A 22,068-nucleotide genomic window follows, 5' to 3' on the forward strand; every position below is an offset into this window, starting at 1 on the left:
CTCAGCGTCCTCCCTGCGGTGCCACCGGCGCGACCAGCAAGGTCACTTCCACGCGGCGGTTGCGCGCGCGGTTGGCCGGCGAGTCGTTCGGCACGATCGGGTCGGCATCGCCGCGGCCCTCGGCGCGCAGCCGGTCGGGGCGCGTCATGCGCGCGCCGATCATCTTGCGCACCGAGTCGGCCCGCGCCTGCGACAGGTGCCAGTTCGACGGGAAGCGCACGCTGCGGATCGGCTGGTCGTCGGAGTAGCCGTTGATCAGCACGCTGCCATCGACCGCGTTGAGCGCCTCGGCCACGCGGTTGAGCACCGGCACGTAGCGGTCGAGCACCTTGTCGGCGCCCGAGGCGAACAGGCCGTCGCCGCGCAGGATCACCACGCTGCGGTCGGCCTCGTCGCGCACGCTGACCAGGCCCTCGCGGATCTCGGCCTCGAGGAAGCGCTGCAGCCGCGGTTGCGGCGCGGGCTGTGCCACCGCGCGCTGCGTCTGCGGCAGGCGCACCGCGTTGATCGCGGAGAAGGCGCCGTCGGAGGTGCCGCCGAGGTTGAAGGTCAGGAGCGCGAAGGCGATCATCAGCAGCACCGCTGCCACCGCGCCCACGGCCCACACCGGCAGCCAGTTGCGCGTGCGGCGCACCGGCGCGCTGGTGTCCTGCCAGTGCGGCGACAGCGGCACGGCGATCTCGCCGCGCGTCTGGCGGATGATCTGCAGCAGGCGCTGCTTGAGGGTCTCGAGCTGCGAGCGGCCGTTGTCGATGACGCGGAAGCGCCCCTCGAAGCCCATCGCGAGGCAGAAGTAGATCAGCTCGATCAGGTGCAGGTGCTGCTGCGGGTTCTGCACCAGGCGCGAGAGCAGCTGGAAGAACTTCTCGCCGCCCCAGGTCTCGTTGTGGAACATCACCAGCAGGCTCTGCGAGGACCAGATGCTGCCGCCCCAGGGCGTGAGCGCGGCCGCCTCGTCGACGGCGGTGCACAGGCAGTAGCGCGCGCCGATGATGACCTCGGGCGAGATGCCGCTGTGCTGCGCGCGCGTCTCGAAGCGGCGCACCTCGTCGACCAGGTGCTCGCGCAGCTGCGCGGGCGAATCGTGGTGGCCGGTGGCGCGGATCTGCGGGATCAGGTCGAGCAGCGGGTTGGCGGCGGCCACCAGCGGGTTGTTGCCGGCCAGCGCGGTGTCGCCCGCATGCGGGCGCCGCGTGTCGTGGAAGGCGGTGAAGGCCTGCGGCTGCTCGCCGAGGCCGCGCGGCGCGTTCAGCGGGTTGTTGCCCGCGTTGCTGCCGCCGCCCGGATTCGGCGGCACGAAGCCGCCCGGCCCGACGGCCACGTCGTTGATGCCGTTCATGCGATCGCTCACGGACGGATGGCCCAGAACTCCATGGCCAGGCCGGGGAACTCGCCGGCCAGGTGCATGGCCACGCCGCCCGACTTCTCGAGCTGGCGCCACATGTCGCCGCTCTTGTCGAGCTCGAAGTAGTGGTAGCCCGCGTTGTAGGGAATCTGCCGCGGCGCCACCGGCAGCGGCCGCACGGTCACGCCCGGCAGCTGCAGCTGTACCAGGTCGCGGATGCGCTCGACCGAGCCGATCTTCACCTGCGTGGGGAAGCGCTGCTGGATCGCATCGGCCGGCAGGTCGGCATGCACCGCGAGCACGAAGCCCGCGTTGCGCACCAGCACCGGGTCGGGCATGCGGCCCACGCGCACGCCGTGGCTGCGTTCCTCGAGCTCGATCGCGATCGCGCTCTGCTCGAGCACCGCCGACAGCGAGCGGCGCAGCTCCTCCATCAGCGGGCGGATGCTCTCGTTGAGGTTGTCGTGGTCGTACACCGGCCACACCACGGGCCGCCGCGTGGGCGAGGTGTGCGTGGCCAGGTGGCAGGCGAGCTTGAACCAGTCGATGAACAGTTCCTCGGGATGCACCTGCACCGCCTGCTGCGCATGCCAGGTGAGCGCGAGGTAGCGGTTCACGAGCTCGAGCAGCAGGAAGTCGGACACCTCGCTGACGCCGCCGCGCCCCGGCTGCGAGAGCCGCGAGGCCAGCGCCTCGGAACGCTGCGTGAGCAGGCCGTGCAGCTCGGCCACCATGCTGCGCAGCATCGGCTGCGCCGACACGTCGAGCACCGGCGGGATGTAGTTCGCGTCGATCACCAGCTTGTGGTCGGTGCGGCGCTCGATCACGCGCAGCGCGCCGATCGCCTGCCACTCCGCGGTCAGCGACGAGGCGCGCACCAGCCGCAGCCGCGGCGCCGCAAGCTGCAGCACCGCCGGTCCCAATGCAACTGCGTTGCCATCGGCGACTTCGCGCTCGACCACGTGGAAGCGCGCGGCCGAGGTCGTGTCCTCCGCGAAGATGACCTCCTCGCCTCCGGGCCGGCGCAGCGGCAGCGCGAGCACCACGAGCTCGTCGGTCAGGTCGCCGGGCACGTCGTAGGGAACGGGTGCGTCCTCGACGCCGAAGGAGAACGGCGTGCCATCGGGCATCACGCCCGCGCCGCCGAGCAGCGAGACGCGGCCCAGCGCATGCGCATCGCGATCGATGTCCAGGTGCAGCCAGCCCCAGTACGCACCCTGCAGCCCCGCGGTGCGGCGCGTCACGTACTGCTCGACATAGCGCTCCAGTTGCTGGAAGTGCTGCGGCCGCAGGTACATGCCCTCGGACCACACCACGCGATTCGCCAATGCCTGCGGATGGGCGCCCGTTCTGCTGATGGCGCCCGGATTGCGAACTGTCACCAAAGAAAACCTCCTGGAGTGCGGCCACTGTCGTGCGGGCGGTCCATCGTCGCGACGGCCTCCCTGCATGGGCGCAATGCGTGTCGATGCTACACGGCGATGTTTACGATTTGCACCGTTTTTGCAGCGTCGAGGTGTCGGCCTACGTGCGGCGCACTTTCGTACTAGGGCGTTCGTGCAAGTGCTACGAAATCACGTAGTCGGCAACAGTTCGATACCGCTCTTGCGGATCACGATGCGAACCTTTTGTTCACTCGGAGAGAACTGCCAGACCTTGTAGAGGTTCGTCTGCTTGGGCTCCTTGAGCGGCAGCACGAGGCGCCAGCGTGCGTTCTCGAGCTTGCGGTAGCCCGCGATCACGCCGATGGCGCGCGAATCGAGGCCGGCCTCGCGCTTGAATGTGCGCTCCTCGCCGCTGCGCAGAATGGCCTGGTCGGCATTCACGAGTTCGGCCGCGAGCGTCTCGCGATCGCGGTCCTGCAGTGCAAAGTAGTCAGCCGTTTCGAAGTTGCCCGAGGACTTGAGTTCGAAGACCTTCACGAGGATCGGCGCGGCCTGCCCGCGGCCATCGGGATTGACGCCGTCGTCGACCTTGATCGACACCGCGTAGGGCGTGGGCATGGACTTGGCCGTCGATGCACAGCCGCCGAGTCCGGCGAGCCATGGCGACGTCACGATCGCACTTCGCAACAGGGTTCGTCGATGCATGGGTTCTCCATCGAAGTTCGCACCTATAGTATCGAGACGTCATGCAGGGCCGATGTCGGCCGACGTGCCGTCATATCGATGCGGCACAGTATCCAGGCTTAACTTTGCAAGGCAGGAGAGAAGATTGAAGTCATTGCTGTGCGCTCTGTTGATCCCGCTCTTTCTGATCGCAGGCTGCGACACCACGCCGAAGGCCCCCGTCGATCCAGGCCCGCCGCAACCCGAACGCCTGAGCCAGCAGGTCGCGCGCACCACGCTCGAACGCGCGCAGCAGGCCTATGACGACGGCGACTACGCGAAGGCCATCTCCACGCTCAAGAGCGGCGGCGTGTCGGTGTTCGATGCAGCCGAGCCCACCACGCGGCTCGCCGCGATGAAGCTCGAGGCCTTCAGCTACTGCGTGGCCAACCAGCTGCCCGAGTGCCGCACGCAGTTCCTCAAGATCCTCGACGCCTTCCCCTCCTTCGATCTCAGCATCGCCGAGCGCAAGCATCCCGTGTGGGGCCCCGCGTTCGAAGCCGCCAAGAAGATGAAGCGCTGACGGGTCTCCCACGCCAGGAGCCCGTGTCATGAATTGGGAGATGCCATGCGTTGGACGGTGATCGAACATGCGGGCAGGCCGGTGGCCGCGGGCCCGTCGGCCCTGCTCGCGGCCCCGGGCGGCACCATCGGCCGCAGCCCCGACAACCACCTCGTGCTGCCCGACGAACAGCGGCAGATCTCGCGCCTGCAGGCCACGGTGCGCTTCGACGACGAAGGCCGCGCGGTGCTGCGCAACATGAGCGCGGTGCTGCCGATCAGCGTGAACGGACAGACGCTGCGGCACGACCAGGAGTCGCCGATCGCCGAGGGCGATCGCGTGACCATCGGCAGCTACGTGCTCGAGGCCGCGCCCGCGAGTGCAGCAGCCACGAGCCGCGCGGCGCCATCGATCGCGGCCGCCGAGCCCACCATCGCATGGCCCCCCGCGATCGAGCCCGCGAGTTCGCGCCTGGCGTCGGCGCCCGTGAGCTCGCGCATCGCATCGACACCGGACTTCGGCGCTCAGGCCGCGTCGCTGCCGACATCGATGCCACCGCCCGCACCGGCCCATCCATCACCGATGCCCGCGGCAGCGCCGCTCGATGCGCTGCTGCCGCAGGCACCGGTGTCCGATGTGTTCGCCGACCTGTTCGGCGCGGGCGCGCTGCCGATCGGCGACACGCATGCCGCGCCGCCGCGCGAGGTGCCCGCGCCGCAACCGGTGCCGCCACCGGTGCAGCGGCCGCCTGCGCCCGCGCCCGTGGCCGCACCGGTCTTCGCGCCGGCGCCGCCCCCCGCGTTCGCGCCTCCGCCCGCCGCAACGCCGTCGCCCTTCGCGGTGCCCGCACCGGCACCGGCCGCGCGCTCGGCCATGCCCACCGCCGCCGACTGGGACGCGATCCTCGCCAATGCGCCGCGCCGCGTCGACAGCACGCCCGAGCCCATGCCCGACCCGTTCGCGCACGAGCCCTTCGAGCTGCCCTCGCAGGCGCGCAGGAACCCGGCCGATCCGCTGGCGCAGCTCAATCCCGGCGCCACCACCGACGTGTCCGACTTCGCGCTCAAGCGCGGCATCGATCCGCTGTCGCTGTTCGCGGCCGACCAGCACGCGCCCTCGCCGCTGTCCGATCCGCGCCCCACCGCGCTGACGCATGCGCCCGCGCTCGAGGACGTGCATCCCGCGATGGACCTGCTCGAGAAGCGACCGACGGTGCCGGGCTACAGCCAGTCGAACCATGCGCGCGAGGTGTCGGGCCAGTTCCGTCCGCCGACGCCGATGCCGCTGCCCGTGGCGCAGCCGCCCGCGCGCATGGTCGAGCCCGAGCCCGTGCGCGAGGCAGCGCCCGCGGCGCCGGTCGCCGCGCCGCCCACCGCATCGATGCAGGGCGCGCCCGTCGAGGCCGCGCTCGCGTCGATGCCGACGCGCGCACCCGCCACGCCCGCCGAAGCACCGCTGCCGGCGGCGCTCTCGACCATGGCCCCGGTGGCGGCGCCCGTGATGGCACCCGCGCCGGCCGTGCTCGAGGTGCCTGTCGAAGTCGCCGCTCCGAAGGCGAACCCCGAACCGGTCGCCGTGGTTGCGCCCCCGAGCCCCGCCGCCGACACCGCGCCCGCGCTGCCCGCGGCCTCCTGCGAGGCGCTGTTCCGCGCCTTCCTCGACGGCGCCGGCGTGCCCGATGTCGCGGGCCAGCAGCAGCTCGATGCCGAGATGATGCGCCGGCTCGGCCGGCTGATGCGGGCCTTCACCGACGGCACCATCGAACTGCTGTCCTCGCGCGCGATGCTCAAGCGCGAGGTGCGCGCCGAGATCACGATGATCGTGGACGAGGAGAACAACCCGTTCAAGATCCTGCCCAACGGCCGCGCGGTGCTGATGCAGATGTTCGGCGCGCGCATGCCGGGCTTCCTGCCGCCCGAGGCCGCGGTGCACGACGCGCTCGGCGACCTGCAGTCGCACCAGCTCGGCATGGTCGCGGGCATGCGCGCCGCGCTGCTGATGGTGCTGCAGCGCTTCGACCCCGAGGCGCTCAAGAAGGACACGCCGCACGACGGCGGCCTCGGCGAGAAGCTGCTGCCCGGCGGGCGCGAGGCGCGCCTGTGGCGCCAGCTGCAGCAGCTGCATGCCGAGACCACGGCCGCCGTCGAGGACGACTTCCAGGCCGTGTTCGGCCGGGCCTTCCAGCAGGCCTACGACCGGGAAATGGAACGATTGAAGGAGGCACGCCGTGCTTGAAGCGACCCGCACGACCCCGTTCGCCGTCCCGCTGTCCACGTCGCAGTTCTCCTGCGTGGGCGAGCGCAGCGGCAACCAGGATGCGATCGGCTACCACCTCGACGACTGGTTCGGCTGCTTCGTCGTGAGCGACGGCGTGGGCGGCAATGCCGGCGGCGAGCAGGCCGCACGCACCGCGGTCGACACCGCGCTCAATGCCTTCGTCGCCAACCCCTCGGTGGCCGCCGAGGACATCCAGCAGTGCGTGACGCGCGCCAACGACGCGATCCTCGCGCGCCAGCGCGCGCAGGCCGAGCAGGGGAAGATGAGCGCGACCTTCGTCTCGCTGTTCGTCGACCGCAGCAACGGCCAGGCGCGCTGGGCCCACGTGGGCGACAGCCGCCTCTACTGGTTCCGTCGCGGCGTGCTGATGGAACGCACCGAGGACCACAGCCTGTCGCAGCGCTCGCGCGAGGGCATGGCGCAGGGCGAGGCCGTGCCCGCCAACGGCGCGCAGGCGCTGATCCAGAGCAACCTGCTCTACCGCGCGCTGGGCGCGCGCGAGCGCGCCGAGGCCACCGTCTCGGGCACGCAGCGGCTGGCCGACGGCGATGCCTTCCTGCTGTGCACCGACGGGCTGTGGCAACTGATCTCGCAGCAGGTCATGGAGCGCTCGCTGCAGCTGGCCGACAGCGCCGAGGAATGGCTCGCGCTGCTGCGCCGCGCGGCCGAGGCCAAGGCCGACGAGTCGCGCGACAACTTCTCGGCGCTCGCGGTGTGGGTGGGCTTTCCGCAGCAGGTGACGCTGGCGGGCACCGCCACGCCGCGCTGAGCGCTGGGCGCGAGGCCCGGCCGCTTCAGGCCGCGAGCACCAGCACCTTGAGCTGGCTCGGCACCAGCCGCATGCCGACGATGTTGCAGCGGTTCTGCAGCGTGATGCTGGTGACGCGCGTGGCGGGCGTGCCCTTGAGCAGCACCGTGAAGGCGCCCGTCAGGTGGCGCGACTGCTGCATGAAGGTCTGCGAGATCATGCCGCCGAGCACCCCGGGCTGGTCGCCGAGCGTGATCGGCGTGACGGTCGCCATGTTGTGGGCCGGCATGCCCATGAACAGGATGTTCCAGGCATTGGGAATGGCCATCGGCCCCAACGCCATGTTGGGAAAGGGAATGGGCACCGGCGTGCGGCACACGTCGGGGAACGCGAGGTCCATCCCGAACAGCTGGCAATTGGCGAACATGCGGCCTCCCTCCTCAACCCATGTGGATCTGCGCGGCATCGACCTTCACCAGGTCCTGCCCGGTGACGGTCGTGTGCCGGCCGTGGATGCGCACCGTCTCGCTGGCCTTGCAGTCGAGGTGGCGCACGCGGGACTGATCCATCTCGTCGACGATGCGCAGCGTGTTGCGCGCCATCTGCACGATGCGGTCGGCCACGGTCTCGAAGACCTTGCCGAACAGCTTCGCCGTGCCGGTGGTCGCCTCGACCTCCTTCGCCGTGAGGCGCAGCGCGTCGGTGCGGCAGTCGGCCCTGTTGGCCTGCATCGACCACTGCTCGGCGCTCATGGCGAGCCGCGTGCCGCTGCGCAGCCGCACCTCGCCCTCGCTCTCGATCGCGACCGGGTGCGCGTTGCCGCCGAGCACCAGCGCGCCGTCGACCTCGATGCGGCTGACGGCGGCATCGGCCTGCTCGAGCACCGCGATCAGGAACACGCGGTAGGCGTCCGGCCCCGAGACCAGCACGGTGTCGCCGAGCTGCGGCTTGAGCAGGCAGCTGGCCGCGCGGCGGCAGGTGCGCAGGCCGCCGGCCTCGTCCTCGATGGCGAACTGCCCGTCGGCCAGCAGGCTGCGAACCGTGCCGATCGAATGAACCGGGGACGAGGCGTCGGAGGCGACGCGCAACGGAACGACGTTCATGGTGATTTCCCTTTTCGAGCTCGGATGAAACGATGGCGCGGCATCAGCGGGCGTCGGACCACGACTGCGCGCGGTGCAGGTCCGGGTCGTTTTCGATGATGCCGCCGCGCCTGGAGAAACGGGTGCCCTGCTGGATGGCGCGGTGCAGGCGGGTGCGCAGGAAGCGGGCATCGACGAGGTCCGCGTCCGTGAGGTCGGCATAGGAGAAGTCGGCGTCCTCCAGCCCGGCCTGCGCGAAGCTCGCGCCCCGGCAGCGCGCACGGTGGAAGACGGCGAGCGGCAGCCGCGCCTGCGCGAAGTTCACGCCCTCGAGCGTGGCATCCACCCACAGCGACTGGTCGAAGCGCCCCGCGCCGCAGTCGGCGCCGGCCAGGTCGGCCTCCGCGAAGATCGTCATGCAGGCCTCGGCCCCGCCGAAGCGCGCGCCGCGCAGCGAGGCGCCCTTGAAGTTGCTCTGCGTCAGCGTGGCCTCGCGGAAGTCGACCTCGTCGAGCCGCGAGTCGGTGAACTGGCAGCGCGGCAGCACGAGCCCGGCGAACTGCTGGCGCGCGAGCTCGCATTCGAGGAACACCACGCCATCGCCCTGGAACTGCGCGAAGACGGTGCTGCGCAGGTCGAGCTTGAACATCGTCACGGACTGCAGGCTGGCGCCGGTGAAGTCGCTGCGCGCCAGGTTCGATTCCGTGACGGTGGCCTGCGCCATGCGCCGGGTGCGCAGCGAGGCCTCGGACAGGTCGCAGCGGAAGAAGGTGACGCGGTCGAGCACCGCGTCGTCGAAGCGCGCGAGCGCCAGGTGCGACTCGACGAACCCGGCCTGCTCGAGCAGGGCGCCCGAGAAGTTCGCGCGCTCCAAACGCCCGCGGAACAGCTGCAGCTGCCCGCCCTTGGCGCCCGCGAAATCGCAGTCCGCCATCGTGCAATGGCTGAGGATGCCGCCCGAGAGGTCGGCGCCGCGGAAATCAGCACCGGTGAAGTCGATGCGGTCCCACAGCGCGCCCGACAGGTCGAGCCCGCGCAGGTCCCAGCCGCGGCAGTCGAGGCCCTGGAGCTGCACGCCGTGGCGCACCGCATCGAGCAGTTCGTCGAGGGTCATGGCGTGGCCTCCGGATCGCGCCGCGGCCAGACCTTGGCATGCTGCGTGTAGGCGTCCTCGAGCAGCGTGGTGGCATCGATGAAGGCCTGCGACACGTCGGCGCGGAACAGGTTGGCCTCGCGCAGGTCGCAGCCCAGCAGGTTCGACTTCGAGAAGTTGGCGTCGATCAGGTTGGCCCCGCGCAGCGAGGCGCGCGCGAGGTTGGCGCGCACGAACAGGCTCTCGCCCGCGACGAAGCCGTCGAGCCGCGCGTCCGACAGGTCACATTCCGACAGGTCGCAGTTCTCCAGCCGCACCGCGCTCAGGTCCGCGCCCGCGAAGGAGGTGCCGCGCATGCCGCACTGCTTCATGAAGGCGCCCACCGCCGTCACGCCCGCGAACACGCTGCCCAGCGCGATGCTGCAGGCATCGAAGCGCGCATGCGAGAGATCGACCTGCGCCACCAGCCGGACCGTGACGAAGCCGCAGCGCACCAGCCGCGCGGCATTCAGCGACACGCGCTCCAGGCTGCATTCGAGCAGCAGCACCTGGTTGAGCTCGGCCTGGTCCAGCACCAGGTCGCGCAGCGTCATGCGGCGCAGCGCGACCTGCGTCCAGCGCGAGGACTGCATGGCGCATTCCACCATCTCGGTCTCGTGCAGCTGGGTCTGGTCGAGCTGCGCGCCGCGCAGGTTGCAGCCCGTGAAGCGCGTGCCGTGGCACAGGGTCTCCCGCAGGCTGGCCGACGAGAGGTCGCAGTCCTGCAGGTGCGCGCCGCCGAGGTTGGCCTTGTCGAGCCGGCTGCCCGCCAGCAACGTGCCGGTCAGCAGCGCGCGCGCGAGCACGGCTTCGGTGAAGTCGCAGCCCTCGAGGTTGGCGCCCTGCAGGTTCGCATCAGCCAGCACCGCGTGGCTGAAGTCGGCGCCGCGCAGGTCCATGCCCGAGAGGTCGGCGCCCGTGAGGTTCATCTTCGAGAAGCGGCGCGCCTCGGGCGCGGCCGCTTCCAGCCGGCGCCGCAGCTTGGCGGCGCGGAAGCTGGTCACGCGCGGAGCCTCGGGCGCCAGGTGCGCCGAGTACAGGCGGCCCTGCAGCTTCAGCGGATCGGTCTCCAGCGGCGGGTCGGCGTCATCGTCGGCCTGGCCTTGCTCGTCCTCCTCGAAGGCCGACGGCACCGGCGCCTGGGGTGCCGTCGCGCGCTCGGCCTCGACGCGCGCCGCCTCGCCCTCGAGCCGTTCGCGCGCCTGCTGCGCCTGCGCCTCGGCACGCTCGAGGTACTCGGGCAGGTCGTCGAAGCCCGGCAGCACCTCGGGCACCGGCAGCGGCGCGAGGTACTCGGCGGGGTCGAGCCCCTGCGCGAGCAGCTCGGCGCGCTGCTGCTCGTGGTGCCGGCGCATGCCGGCCTGCAGGTTGCGCGGCAAGGGTTCGGCCAGGGTGTCGGGCATGCGCATCGCGGTCCACTCCGCGAGCAGCGCGCGCGGCACCAGGTCGCTGTCGCGCAGCACGTGGACAGCGCTCTTCTCCGGATCGATGCGCTTGCGCAGCACGTCAGCGTAGTGCGCGTCCGTGCGCGGCGCATCGGGCAGTTCGAGCGACGGCATGATGTGCTTCACGTCGGCCGCGTCGTCCTCGCGGATCGGCGTCGAGCCGTGCCACACCAGCACCACGCGCTCGCGGTCGGGAAAGAACCAGGCGGTGCTGAGCCCGAGCTCGACCCGGCGCAGCGCGCCGACCTCCTGGTCGAAGTTGAGGTGGCACACGGCCTGCCACGGCGGCAGGTGGCCGCGCAGCACCGGGATGCTCGGGTGCATGTTCCAGATCTCGTAGGGCGCGCCCGCGGGCAGCGCCGGCTGGCCGAAGCGCTGCTCGGGGCCGGCCGCATTGAAGAAGCGCCAGTCGAGGTCGTCGGCGAAACCCGGGAAGCCGTTCTGCAGCCAGGCGTCGTCGTAGCGCGTGCCGACCAGCGCCATGCGCTGCGGCGCATCGGGCAGCAAGCCCGAGAACGAGGCCGGCCGCGGCCGCTGCCCGCGGCGCTGGATCTGCTGCCCCACCACCTCGACGTTGGGCAGCCGGCAGGTCGGTACGCCGTTGACGAGCTCGTCGACCGTGCCCAGACCCAGCGGATTCTCGGGCACGTCGGGGCCGCCGAAGGCATGGCGCCAGTCGAGCGGCATCCGCTCGAACGCGGCCGGCTCGGTGATGTGGCCGCCGAGCCAGAAGCGGTCACCGAACACGGCCAGCGAACGATCGACCGTGCCCACGCGCAGCCGCGCCGCGCAGCGCGTCTTGTCCTCCTGGTGCGCGGTGTAGGCGAAGCCGCTGGCCAGCACCTCGGCCTCGCCCTTGGGCATGCTCATGTCGAGCACGCTGCCGGGGTCGAGCACCTGGCCCGCCATCTGCCAGAGCTCCTGCTCGGGCTGCAGCCGCGGCTCGGCCTCCAGGCTGGCGCAGGCCAGCACGGCGATGCCGAGGTGGTTGCCGGAGCGCCAGCGATAGGGGCGGGTGAGCAGGCTGAGGCGAAAGGGCTTGACGATCTTCAAGGGTCGGCTTCGGAAGGGAAGGCTGCGCGCGATGCCGGCGCGGGATCAGAAGGAAAAGCCGGCCGGCCCGGCGATCGGCGAGATCACGAGGTCGGTGGCGGGCGAGGCGGAGGCGAAGCGCACGAGCACCGGGCGGCCCACCGCGTACAGCGGCAGCTCGTTGAGCATCACCACCTGCTGCACGCCGACCTGGCGCTCGATGCCGCCGCGGTCGGCGAAGCGCACGGTGAGGTTCATCAGCGGGCTGGTATCGCTGTAGGCATCGCCGATCTCGCTGCCGACGATCACGCCCTGCGCCTGCGCGTCGAAGCCGCGGCTGCGTGCCTCGCGGCGGCGGATCTCGAGCAGCTCCCAGGCACCGCACAGCAGCGCCGAGCCCGCGAACATCAGCGCGATGCAGGGCAGCGCCAGCCACATCGGGAAGGTTTCCAGCGGCACCAACATCGGCACCAGGCCCGCGGCCACCAGCACGGCACCCAGGACCCGGATCCAACGTCGGCGGGGCATGGCGGTCGCTGCCATCACATGATCAGCACCAGGATCTTGATGTCCACGTAGATCGGGCCGATCGAGATCTTGGTTTCGGTCTTCTGGTTCAGCGCGCGGTTCGACCAGCGGTAGGCCTTGATGTCGAAGCTCGCGCCGCCGATGTTGGTGGAGGCCAGGTTGAAGGTCTCCGACAGCGAGGCGTAGGTGAAGGAGTTCACGAAGGCGATCGAGAACAGCAGCGGCGCCTGCGAGCGGATGTAGCTCGAGGCCTTGGTGGTGGCGCTGCCGCCGGCCACGGTCTCGATGCTGCCGTCGTACTTGTTGGTGTGCTTCTCGGTCGAATGCAGCAGGATCTTCTTGGCCTTGACGTTGAAGTCGGTCTCGGCCTCGATCGACACGTTCTTGGCCCAGCCCTTGTAGTCGCCGGCCGAGACGGTGGAGGTGTGGTTGCCGGTCGAGATCGTCTCCGTGAGGCCGTCCTTGATCGTGTCCTTGCCGCCGCCGCTCAGGATGTCGCGCTCCCACCCGGTCTTGTAGCTCTCGAAGCGCTTGCCGGTCCAGGTCTCCAGCCTGGAGTCGCCGGTCTTGACGTGCTCGATCATCCCCTCCTTCACGTCCACGTGCAGCGCCTGGTCGAAGGTCTCCTGCCGCAGGTCGGCCATCACGTGCACCTCGGAGCGCCCGGTCTCGACCGTTTCCTTGGCGCCTTCCTTGGTCGTGATCTCGATGCTGTTGTTGAAGAAGTGCTCGGTCTTCTTCGTCACCTCGAGCTTCGAGCCCGACTTGTAGATCGCGTGGTCGAGGCCCTCGTTGACCGTGGTGGTCCGCGCCTGGTCCACGGTCAGCTCGTCGTTCTTCTGGACGTGGGTGGTGCGGTTGCCGTCCACCGTGTGGGTCTCGTCGTTCTCGACCTCGATGACGAAATCCTTCTGCGCATGGATCTTGATCGACTCGTTGCTCGGGTCGTCGTCGATCACGAAGTGGTTGGCCAGCTCGCCGTTGCCCTTGAGGGTGCGGCTGATGAAGCCGCTGACCGTGGCCTTGGCCGGCAGCTCGAGCGGCGGCATCTGGTCGGCGTTGTAGACGCGGCCGATGATCAGCGGCCGATCGGGGCAGCCGGCGATGAAGTCGACCACCACCTCCTGGCCGATGCGCGGATGGTTGACCGCGCCGAAGTTCGAGCCGGCCCAGGCGCTCGACACGCGCACCCAGCACGAGCTGTCCTCGTTGCGCTGGCCGTAGCGGTCCCAGCGGAACTGCACCTTCACGCGGCCGTACTTGTCGATCCAGATGTCCTCGCCGGCCGGCCCCACCACGGTGGCGGTCTGCGGCCCGTTGGTGGTCGGGATGCGCGTCACGCGCGGCGCGCGGTAGGGGAACGAGGTCGGCTGCACGCCGAACTGGAAGCCGTAGTCGCCGTCGCCGTTGCCCGAGGCGTAGCCGCCCTCGCGCAGGTTGTAGAGCACCGAGACGATCAGGTATTCGCGGTTGTCCTCGTCGCGCGGCGCGTTCTGCATCGTGAAGCGGTAGCCGGGCGCCATGCCGCGCACGGTGGCGTGCCCGATGTCGAGCTCGGCCTGGGCCTGCGCCTCCTCGAGCCGGATGCGCGCGTAGTGCTCGCCCTGGCCGGCGTCGCTGTAGCCGCCGAGCCATTCGTACATCTCGTACTGGCCGTGGTCGTTGCCGCGCGGCTGGCTGCGCGTGGTGAGCAGGTCGGCCTTGGGCTTCTTGAAGTCGAAGTCGTCGACCACGTAGGTGCCGGGACGGATCTCCTCGGTCACCTCCCACTGGTCGATGGCCTCGCGGCCCGGATCGCCCACGCGGTCGGTCGAGACGTAGCTGATCCTCGGGTACTCGGGCAGCGTCTCGTGTGCGCTCATGTCGTCGGCCAGCACCAGCGTGTGCTGGTTCTTCTCGTGCTTGAAGAAGTAGTAGATGCCCTCGTGCTCCATGAGCCGGCTCACGAACGCGAAGTCGGTTTCCTGGTACTGCACGCAGTAGTCCCATTGCCGGTACGAGGCCGTGAGCTTCTTCTCGAGCGCGAAGCCGTACTCGCCGAGCACCTCCTCGAGGATCTCGACCACCGACTTGTTCTGGAAGATCTTGCAGTCGCTGGTGCGCGTGAGATACCACAGCCACGGCCGCACCGAGGCGCGGTACACCATGTAGCGCGACGAGGCCGCGTCGCGCCCGACCAGCGTGAAGCGCGTGATCTGGCCGTTGAGGTAGCGCGGCGTGCCGGTGAGCGTGCGGATCTCGAGCGTGAGCGGCTTGCCGAGCATGGCCTTCATGTCGACCGAGGTGTTCGGACTCAGCAGGTCGACCTCGAACTCGAACAGCTGGGACAGGCCCTCGCTGCCGTGCATCGAGCGGAACAGCAGCTGGTCTTCTGCGAGCGGTGTGTGGGCGGTGACGACACGGGCCATGGCAACTCCCTTCGCTTAGCTGGCTTCGGAAAATTCGTAGTGGAAGTCGTCGCCCTGCGCCGAGAGTTCGACGCCCGCGAGCTTGCGCGCACTGACCGTGGCGCCGATGACTTCCTCGCTCAATCGCGGCAGGATGGTGTGCGTGAGGATCGCATCGATCATCCGTCCGCCCGACTCGATGGCCGTGCACCGGCGCGCCACCAGCGCCACGGCGCTGTCGGTGTAACCCAGGGCAATGCCGTGGTTGGCCTGCAGCCGCGCGGCCACGCGGTCGAGCTGCAGCCGGATGATGCGGTGCAGCGCATCGGCATGCAGCGGGTAGTAGGGCACCACCACCAGCCGCCCGAGCAGCGCGGGCGCGAACACCTTGAGCAGCGGCTCGCGCAGCGCCTGCGCCAGCGGCTCGGGGTCGGGGCGCAGCACCGGGTCCTCGCACAGCTGCATGACCAGGTCGGTGCCGACGTTCGAGGTCATGATGATCACGGTGTTGCGGAAGTCGATGTGGCGGCCCTCGCCGTCCTCCATCCAGCCCTTGTCGAAGACCTGGAAGAAGATCTCGTGCACGTCGGGGTGGGCCTTCTCGATCTCGTCGAGCAGCACCACGCTGTAGGGCCGCCGGCGCACCGCCTCGGTCAGCACGCCGCCTTCGCCGTAGCCCACGTAGCCGGGCGGCGCGCCCTTGAGCGTGGAGACGGTATGCGACTCCTGGAACTCGCTCATGTTGATGGTGACGAGGTTCTGCTCGCCGCCGTAGAGCGCCTCCGACAGCGCGAGCGCGGTCTCGGTCTTGCCCACGCCCGAGGGGCCGCACAGCAGGAACACGCCGACCGGCTTGTTGGGGTTGTCCAGTCGCGCGCGCGCGGTGCGGATGCGCCGCGCGATGGTGTCGAGCGCATCGGTCTGCGCGACCACGCGCTGCGACAGGATCTCGCCGAGCCGCAGCACCGACTGCGCATCGTCGCGCACCATGCGCCCGATCGGGATGCCGGTCCAGTCGGCCACCACCGTGGCCACGGCCTGCGCGTCGACCGCGGCGAGGATCAGCGGCGATTCGCCCTGCAGCTGCGAGAGCTTGCGCTGCGCCGCGTCGAGCTCGGCGCGCATCTGCTCGGGCGAGGCCGGCGGCTCGGCGGGCGCCGCCTCTTCTTCGCTTTCTTCATCGCCGTCTTCGGCGACCTCTTCAGCCTGCACCGGCACCGCCGCCGGCGAGAGCCGACGGCGCAGCGCCACGATGCGCTCGACCAGCTCGGCCTCCTCGGTGCGCCTTTGCTCGAGCGTCGCGAGCTCGGCCTTGGCGGCATCGACCTGCGCCGCGATGTCCTGCACGCGCTGCGCCTCGCCCACGCCGATCGCGGCCTCGCGCTGCGCGATGCCCGATTCGATGCCCAGCACCTCGATGCGCCGCTGCAGGTCCTCGAGCGCGGCCGGCAGCGCATGCTGGCTCAGCGCCACGCGCGCGCAGGCGGTGTCGAGCAGGCTCACGGCCTTGTCGGGCAGCTGGCGCGCGGGAATGTATCGGTGCGACAGGCTCACGGCGGCCTCGAGCGCGGCGTCGAGGATCAGCACGCCGTGGTGCTTCTCGAGCTCGGCGGAGATGCCGCGCAGCATGATCACGGCCTTGGGCTCGGTCGGCTCCTGCACCTGGATGGTCTGGAAGCGCCGCGTGAGCGCCGGGTCCTTCTCGATGTACTTCTTGTACTCCGACCAGGTGGTGGCGCCGATGGTGCGCAGCCGGCCGCGCGCGAGCGCGGGCTTCAGCAGGTTGGCGGCGTCGCCGGTGCCGGCGGTGCCGCCCGCGCCCACCAGCGTGTGGACCTCGTCGACGAACAGCACGATGGGCTTCGGGCTCTTCTCGACCTCGTCGATGACCTGGCGCAGCCGCTGCTCGAACTCGCCCTTGACGCCCGCGCCGGCCTGCAGCAGCGTGGGATCGAGCACCCACAGCGAGACCTCGCGCAGCGAGGGCGGCACGTCGCCCGCGGCCAGGCGCTGCGCCAGGCCCTCGACCACCGCGGTCTTGCCCACGCCGGCCTCGCCCGTGAGCAGCGGATTGTTCTGGCGCCGCCGCATCAGGATGTCGACGATCTGGCGGATCTCGTCGTCGCGGCCGTAGACCGGATCGAGCTCGCCCGCGCGCGCCTTGGCCGTGAGGTCGCTCGCGTACTTGGCCAGCGCCGAGCCGCCCGCGGCCTGCGGTGCGGCACCGGCCGGCGCCGGCGCGCCGCCGGCCACCGGTTCGGCCGCGATGTCGTAGTCGTCCTCGGGCGAGCCTTCGGTCCAGGCCGGCAGTTGCGCGATCAGCACGTCGGGCACCAGCTTGTCGAACTCGCGCGAGATGCCCGAGAGCACCTGGCGCAGCCCCGGCGTCTTGACGATGCCCGCGAGCAGGTAGGCGCCGCGGATCGAGGTCGCCTCGAAGCGCAGGCTCGCATAGACCCAGGCCCGCTCGACCGCGCTGTCGACGTGTTCGGAGATGTCGCTGATCGAGGTCGCGCCGTGCGGCAGCCGGTCGAGCGCGCGCACCAGGTCCTGCTCGACCGCGTCGAGGTTGAGGCCGGCGCGCTTGACGATGCGCAGCAGGTCGCTGTCCTGCAGCTGCAGGATCTGGTGCAGCCAGTGCACGAGTTCGACGTAGGCATTGCCGCGCAACTTGGCGAAGGCGGTGGCGGTCTCCAATGCCTTGTAGAGCATCGGGTTGAGCTTGGAGAACAGCGAGACGCGGCGGATGTCGGTCATGAGGCCTGGGTGAAGGAAGCGGAGGTGTGGGAAGCGGTGGCTGCGGAACGCGAATGCAGGGTCTCGGGCGCGAACACCAGGTCGCCGGCGTCGCTGTCGGACAGGCGGGTGCCGAGCCAGCTGCCCCAGCCCAGGCGCTGGCCGCCGTTGAGCTGCATGCCGCCGGCCTCCTCCTTGCGCAGCACGAGCCGCAGCTCCCACGCGAATTCGATGCCGACGTACTGGCGCACCCAGTCGACCACCTGCTGCAGCCGCTGGCTGCCCGGCAGGAAGGCGCGGTACTGCTCGAGCGTGAGCGGCCCGAGCTCGAGGCGGAACTTGCTCTGCGCATCGCGCACGGCAAGGCCGATGGTGGCGCCGGCACCGAGCCGGTGGTTGCGCCCGAACAGGCCGATGCGGCTGACCTGCGGTTCGTCGATGGTCACCCAGTCGCTCACGAACTCCTCGACGCGCACCGGCAGGTCGAAGTACAGGCGCAGGATCTGGATCAGGCCCTCGGGGTTGCGCGTCTGGCGCACCAGGTGGCCCGCCATGTGGGTGCGCGCATGGTCGGCGATGCGGTCGCGTTCCTTCAGGCCGGGCTGGCCCATGTTCATGAGGCTCGCGACGTACTCGACGAAGCGGTGGCCGTCGGGCCGGTCGAGGCTGTTGACCGACTGCGCATCGGCCCAGGCACGGTAGAACAGCAGGATCAGCCGGTGGTGGAACAGGTCGGCGAAGGCACTGAGCGTGTGGTCGTTGTGGTGCCGCTTGCGCTCGCGCGCGTACTCGGTCAGGTGCAGCGGCAGCGGACCGTTGGGGCCGAACAGGCCGAAGCCGTAGATCGAGATCTGCGGCGGGCCGTCGCGGCTGTCGTCCACGCCCGAGACGTTCGAGGGCGCGAAGGCCATCGAGGGCTCCTGCCCGAGGCGCAGCGGCTCGTCGAGCGGGCGCGGCGCGCGGCCCAGCAGCGGATGGTCGCCGTGCGCGTCGAGCCGGCGCAGCAGCATGAAGAGGTCGTGCTCGAAGGGCTGCTCGACCAGGCCGGCCCACAGCGCCGGATCGACCTGCGGCAGGCCGCGCGCGGGCGGCGGCGCGGCCTCGGACCGTGCCTCGTGGTCGACCGCCCGATCCGCCGCGTCGCTCGCCGGCGCCTGTTGCGCGGCGTCCGTGTCCTCGCGGAGGTCGGTGGTGCTGTTCATACGGCGGGGCGGCGTCCGATGCGCGGCGTCCAGCGCGCGATCTCGCCGCGCTGCAGGCTGGCCAGCGCGAACTCGGTGAAGGCGTTGAGCGACACGTGGCGGCTGAAGAACTGTTCGAGCACGGCGCCGAACAGGTACGGGCTCGCACCCGAGAACGCGGTCTCGTCGAGCTTCAGCGCGATCTCCACGCCGCGGCCGAAGACGATCGGGCCCGGCTCGGGCAGGCGGCGGAACACCGGCGCCAGCTTCATCGAGCGCACGCCCTGGATCTGCCGGCGCACCGCGGGATCGGCGAGGTTGCCGTAGAGGTCGAGCATCTCGCGCAGCGCGGCCGCGCCCTGGTCGGCATCGACGTCAGTGAGGCTCAGGTAGTTGAGGCCCAGGTGGCTGATGAGGCGCCAGGTCAGCGCGCCCTCGGCCAGCGCCGGGTAGGGCCGCGAGGGCCCGCGCAGGATGCGGATCGCGCGCACCGGTGCCGACACGCGCAGCGTGAAGTCCGACTCCAGCCCGGTGGGCAGCAGCAGCGGCAGGTCGCGGTTGGTGCACAGCGCATCGAGCGTGATGTGGCGCAGGCTGTGTGGAAAGGGCGCGTCGTGCTGGTCCACCAGCGAGACGTAGACCTCGCTGCCGGTGTAGCTGGTGCGCGTGCCCTGCGCGCGTGCGCGGTCCGACACCAGCCGCGGTTCGCGCCGCACCGAGAAGTAGGCGCCGAAGTCGCCGTCGTCGGAGGCGAAGGAGCCGAGGAAGGGCCGGAACTCGCGCTCCTCGGAGCCGTTGCTCATGTGGCCGACCACGCGCTCGACGGTGAAGATCTCGAAGTCGCGCGGCCGCGTGCGGTCGATCACCGCATGGTGCTCGTGCTGGCCCGGGCCCACCGGGATGCGGTCGCTGCGGCGCGGCACCAGGTTGACGATCGGCGTGCAGAACAGCGAGAACTGGCGCGCGTCGATCAGCCGCTCGAGGTCGCCGTCGGCGCGGTCGAGCAGGATCACGATCTCCATCGTGGTGCCGCTCATCGCCGCGGCCGCGGCACGCAGCTTTTTGACGCTGAAGAACAGGTAGCGGTCGGGAAAGGCGAAGTACTCGTGCAGCAGCCGGTAGCCCTGGAACGAGCGCGCGTCGTAGGGCAGGAGCGCCTGGTCGGGGTCGAAGCCCTCGTGGCGGATCGCCTCCTCGCCCAGCGGCACGATGCGCGCGCCCTGCCCCGCGGTGCCGGGCCCGCTGCGGCAGACGGTGCCGATCGAGTGGTGCACCGCGAGCTCGAGCACGCGCAGCGCATGCAGCTCGGCGCCCGAGAGGAAGAACTCGAGCCGATCGAGCGGCATCTCGGCGAAGCGCGCGCCGCCCACGGCCTCGAGCTTGATCGTGATCGCGCTCTTGGCCTGCCGCGCGACGATCGGCAGCGCATGCAGGATCTCGGCCGGCACCGGCCCCAGGCTGGCCTCGGCGATGCGGATCGGCCACAGCGTGACCGCATGGCCGGTGCGGAACTCGCAGGCCGTCTGCTCGCCCTTGATCATGCGGCCGCGCAGGATCGTGTGGCGCGGCAGCTCGTAGCCGGCCTTCAGCGAGCCCTCGTTGAGGTTGCCGTCGATCTGCACCACGCCCATGGCGGGCAGCGGCGCGAGGAAGTTCGGATAGACCACCTCGAGCAGCCGCTGCGAGAAGCGCGGGAACTCCGCGTCCATCTTGAGCTGGATGCGCGCGGTGAGGAAGCTGAAGCCCTCGAGCAGCCGCTCGACGTAGGGATCGCTGACCTCGATGCCGCGCATGCCCAGGCGGCCCGCGATCTTCGGATAGCGCTGCGCGAACTCGGCACCGAGCTCGTGCATGTAGGTGAGTTCGCGGTTGTAGTAGTCGAGCAGCCGCGCGTCCATCAGAGGCCTCCGGTGGGGCGCAGCATCATGTGGCCGCTTTCCAGGTCCAGCTCCGAGCGCAGGATGAACTCGATCGGATAGGGCACCGACCACAGCGTGCCGCGGATCTCGAGCGCGAGCAGGTTGTGGTGCTCGAGCTCGGTGGCGTCGGTCACGCAGCGCACGTCGATGCTGTCCTTCATGATGCGCGGCTCGAAGTCGATGATGGCGGTGCGGATGGCGGCCTCGACGTCGGCGAAGTCGACCTCCGACATGCGCCCGCCGGCCCAGCCGCGCACGCCGTAGTTGACGACCGAGCGGCGCGCGCGCGGCAGGTCCTGGATCGAATGCGCGGTGCCGAAGTTGGTGGTGTTCAGAAGCCACTGCAGGTCGCGCAGCACCGAGTCGCGCAGCAGCTTGCCGCTCATCAGGAAGGCGCCCGCGCGCTCCTGGCGGTTGCTCGGCTGCTTGTCGGTCAGGCGGTCGAGCAGCACCGGCTGCAGCCGGTCGCGCGCGACGCTCTCCTGCTCGCCCTCGGCATCGGGCCCCGACCAGACGGAGGCGCCGGCCGTGGCCATCAGGCGGCCTCCCCGGCGGTGAATTCGATGGTGCGCAGCTCGAGCAGCGCATGGTCGCCCGCGTCGCTGATCAAGGTGCGCTGGCCCGCGCCCGCGAACGCGGCTTCGCCGGGCAGCGGCAGCCAGTCGGTGCGGCGCGCGAGCGCGAGGCCGTCCTCGAGCGCGGCCAGATCGCCCGCATAGCGCACCGGCACCAGCACGCCCAGGCCGCGGCCATCGGCCAGCTCGACCTGCACCGGCGACCACAGCAGGTCGACCAGGTGCTGCGGCCGCTGGAAGCTCAGGCGGCGCACCGAGGGCAGCGGCAGCCAGCCATAGCCCGCGGGCGTGATGACCTCGAGCGCGGCGCCCAGGCGCGCGTCGCCGTCGCAGAGCCAGTCGAAGTCGATGCGCTCGAGCGCTTCGCCATCGACGCGTTCGCTCGCCGCATCGCCCGATCGGTCCACGGCCTGCAGCAGGCCGCGCAGCGCGGGCGTGGCATCGCGCGCCGACTCGCGCAGCCGGGTGGCCTCGTCGGCCTGGTCGGCCGGCAGCGCGGCGGCCGCGATCAAGGCATCGACCCAGTCCGCGCCGTCGCCGAGCACCGCGGGCGCGCGCGCCGCATCGCCGGCCCAGAAGGCGCTGCGCTGGCGCTCGCCGGCCAGCGCCATCGAGCAGGTGGCGCTCGCGGGCGTGAACGAGGGATCGAACTTGACGGCCGCCTTGAGCTGGTCCTCGGCGCGCTGCCACTCGCCGCGCAGCGCGAGGAAGTGGCACAGCGCGAGCCGCAGGCTGGCGTTCTGGGGATCGGCGCGGATCTGCCGCTGTATCCCCTCGGTGTGCTCGGCCACCGAGCGCTCGCCCAGCACTGCAAACGCATCGCCCATGAAGCAGCTTCCTCTGTCGTTTCGCCAATGCGCGGTCCCGGCCCTGATGAAGCCAGAGCCGCCGCCGTGGTCGGTGGTTGGATATCGCTCGTGGCCGCCGGCGCCCGCCTCGCGGGGCCGCGGACCTGTCGCGGATGGCGGCGCGATGCGCCGCCTTCGCCGCTCGGCCTTCGGCTGGCGGCCCGAAGACCGTCAGCCGGAGACCGGCTCGCGCGCGGCGCCGAGGCACCGCCCGCGAACCCGG

Annotated in this window: 17 protein-coding genes; 3 read left to right on the plus strand and 14 right to left on the minus strand. The window is 70.7% G+C overall.

The genetic code is table 11. The annotated features are described in order from the left end of the window. Nucleotide 1: 1 nt before the first annotated feature. The 3 genes from AC07RM_RS09370 to tssJ all read right to left on the minus strand — a co-directional run bounded on the left by AC07RM_RS09370 (nucleotide 2) and on the right by tssJ (nucleotide 3,435). A complete protein-coding gene (locus AC07RM_RS09370) occupies nucleotides 2–1,339 on the minus strand; it encodes a DotU family type VI secretion system protein (RefSeq protein ID WP_296774708.1) in 1,338 nt (445 codons plus the stop codon). A gap of 8 nt (nucleotides 1,340–1,347) precedes the next feature. Then, a complete protein-coding gene (gene tssK / locus AC07RM_RS09375; protein WP_398494808.1) occupies nucleotides 1,348–2,730 on the minus strand; it encodes a type VI secretion system baseplate subunit TssK in 1,383 nt (460 codons plus the stop codon). A 189-nt stretch (nucleotides 2,731–2,919) separates the two neighbouring features. Beyond that, a complete protein-coding gene (tssJ, locus tag AC07RM_RS09380; RefSeq protein WP_093343917.1) occupies nucleotides 2,920–3,435 on the minus strand; it encodes a type VI secretion system lipoprotein TssJ in 516 nt (171 codons plus the stop codon). A 124-nt stretch (nucleotides 3,436–3,559) separates the two neighbouring features. Between tssJ and AC07RM_RS09385 the strand changes: the two genes are divergently transcribed. Genes AC07RM_RS09385 through AC07RM_RS09395 form a run of 3 tightly spaced genes read left to right on the plus strand, consistent with a single transcriptional unit; the run spans nucleotide 3,560 to nucleotide 7,001 of the window. Next, complete coding sequence (locus tag AC07RM_RS09385) at nucleotides 3,560–3,976, plus strand: TssQ family T6SS-associated lipoprotein (RefSeq protein ID WP_093343915.1); 417 nt, start codon at nucleotides 3,560–3,562, stop codon at nucleotides 3,974–3,976. 45 nt (nucleotides 3,977–4,021) lie between these two features. Next, the gene (gene tagH / locus AC07RM_RS09390; RefSeq protein ID WP_495334280.1) at nucleotides 4,022–6,190 is read left to right on the plus strand and encodes a type VI secretion system-associated FHA domain protein TagH; all 2,169 of its coding nucleotides are present in this window, start codon (nucleotides 4,022–4,024) and stop codon (nucleotides 6,188–6,190) included. Further along, complete coding sequence (locus AC07RM_RS09395) at nucleotides 6,183–7,001, plus strand: PP2C family protein-serine/threonine phosphatase (protein WP_296774505.1); 819 nt, start codon at nucleotides 6,183–6,185, stop codon at nucleotides 6,999–7,001. Before tagH ends, AC07RM_RS09395 begins: the two co-directional genes overlap by 8 nt. A 25-nt stretch (nucleotides 7,002–7,026) precedes the next feature. Here the strand turns inward: AC07RM_RS09395 and AC07RM_RS09400 are convergent, their stop codons facing one another. From AC07RM_RS09400 to AC07RM_RS09450, 11 genes are read right to left on the minus strand one after another with little or no spacing between them, the layout of a single operon-like run. After that, nucleotides 7,027–7,407: a DUF4150 domain-containing protein gene (locus AC07RM_RS09400; protein ID WP_093343911.1), complete on the minus strand. Its 381-nt coding sequence runs from the start codon at nucleotides 7,405–7,407 to the stop codon at nucleotides 7,027–7,029. A gap of 13 nt (nucleotides 7,408–7,420) precedes the next feature. Continuing rightward, complete coding sequence (locus AC07RM_RS09405; protein ID WP_495334281.1) at nucleotides 7,421–8,083, minus strand: DUF3540 domain-containing protein; 663 nt, start codon at nucleotides 8,081–8,083, stop codon at nucleotides 7,421–7,423. Between the two features lie 43 nt (nucleotides 8,084–8,126). Beyond that, nucleotides 8,127–9,176, minus strand: a complete 1,050-nt coding sequence (locus tag AC07RM_RS09410) for a pentapeptide repeat-containing protein (RefSeq protein WP_495334282.1) — start codon at nucleotides 9,174–9,176, stop codon at nucleotides 8,127–8,129. Further along, a complete protein-coding gene (locus AC07RM_RS09415) occupies nucleotides 9,173–11,692 on the minus strand; it encodes a DUF2169 family type VI secretion system accessory protein (protein WP_495334283.1) in 2,520 nt (839 codons plus the stop codon). Before AC07RM_RS09415 ends, AC07RM_RS09410 begins: the two co-directional genes overlap by 4 nt. 45 nt (nucleotides 11,693–11,737) lie before the next feature. Next, nucleotides 11,738–12,199 carry a hypothetical protein gene (locus tag AC07RM_RS09420; RefSeq protein ID WP_296798780.1) on the minus strand — a complete coding sequence of 154 codons (462 nt, stop codon included), beginning with the start codon at nucleotides 12,197–12,199 and terminating at the stop codon, nucleotides 11,738–11,740. 14 nt (nucleotides 12,200–12,213) lie between these two features. After that, nucleotides 12,214–14,607: a type VI secretion system Vgr family protein gene (locus AC07RM_RS09425; protein ID WP_398494796.1), complete on the minus strand. Its 2,394-nt coding sequence runs from the start codon at nucleotides 14,605–14,607 to the stop codon at nucleotides 12,214–12,216. Between the two features lie 15 nt (nucleotides 14,608–14,622). Further along, nucleotides 14,623–17,343, minus strand: coding sequence for a type VI secretion system ATPase TssH (gene tssH / locus AC07RM_RS09430; RefSeq protein WP_495334284.1), 2,721 nt, complete (start codon nucleotides 17,341–17,343; stop codon nucleotides 14,623–14,625). Further along, a complete protein-coding gene (gene tssG, locus AC07RM_RS09435; RefSeq protein ID WP_495334285.1) occupies nucleotides 17,340–18,524 on the minus strand; it encodes a type VI secretion system baseplate subunit TssG in 1,185 nt (394 codons plus the stop codon). The genes tssH and tssG overlap by 4 nt, the downstream gene beginning before the upstream one ends. After that, nucleotides 18,521–20,401, minus strand: a complete 1,881-nt coding sequence (tssF, locus tag AC07RM_RS09440) for a type VI secretion system baseplate subunit TssF (protein ID WP_495334286.1) — start codon at nucleotides 20,399–20,401, stop codon at nucleotides 18,521–18,523. The genes tssG and tssF overlap by 4 nt, the downstream gene beginning before the upstream one ends. Beyond that, nucleotides 20,401–20,958 (minus strand): type VI secretion system baseplate subunit TssE, encoded by a 558-nt coding sequence (gene tssE, locus AC07RM_RS09445; protein ID WP_495334287.1) that lies wholly within the window; start codon nucleotides 20,956–20,958, stop codon nucleotides 20,401–20,403. Before tssE ends, tssF begins: the two co-directional genes overlap by 1 nt. Beyond that, nucleotides 20,958–21,824 carry a type VI secretion system accessory protein TagJ gene (locus AC07RM_RS09450; RefSeq protein WP_495334288.1) on the minus strand — a complete coding sequence of 289 codons (867 nt, stop codon included), beginning with the start codon at nucleotides 21,822–21,824 and terminating at the stop codon, nucleotides 20,958–20,960. Before AC07RM_RS09450 ends, tssE begins: the two co-directional genes overlap by 1 nt. Between the last annotated feature and the right edge of the window lie 244 nt (nucleotides 21,825–22,068).

The organism is Variovorax sp. GW821-FHT09B05 (assembly GCF_059418265.1).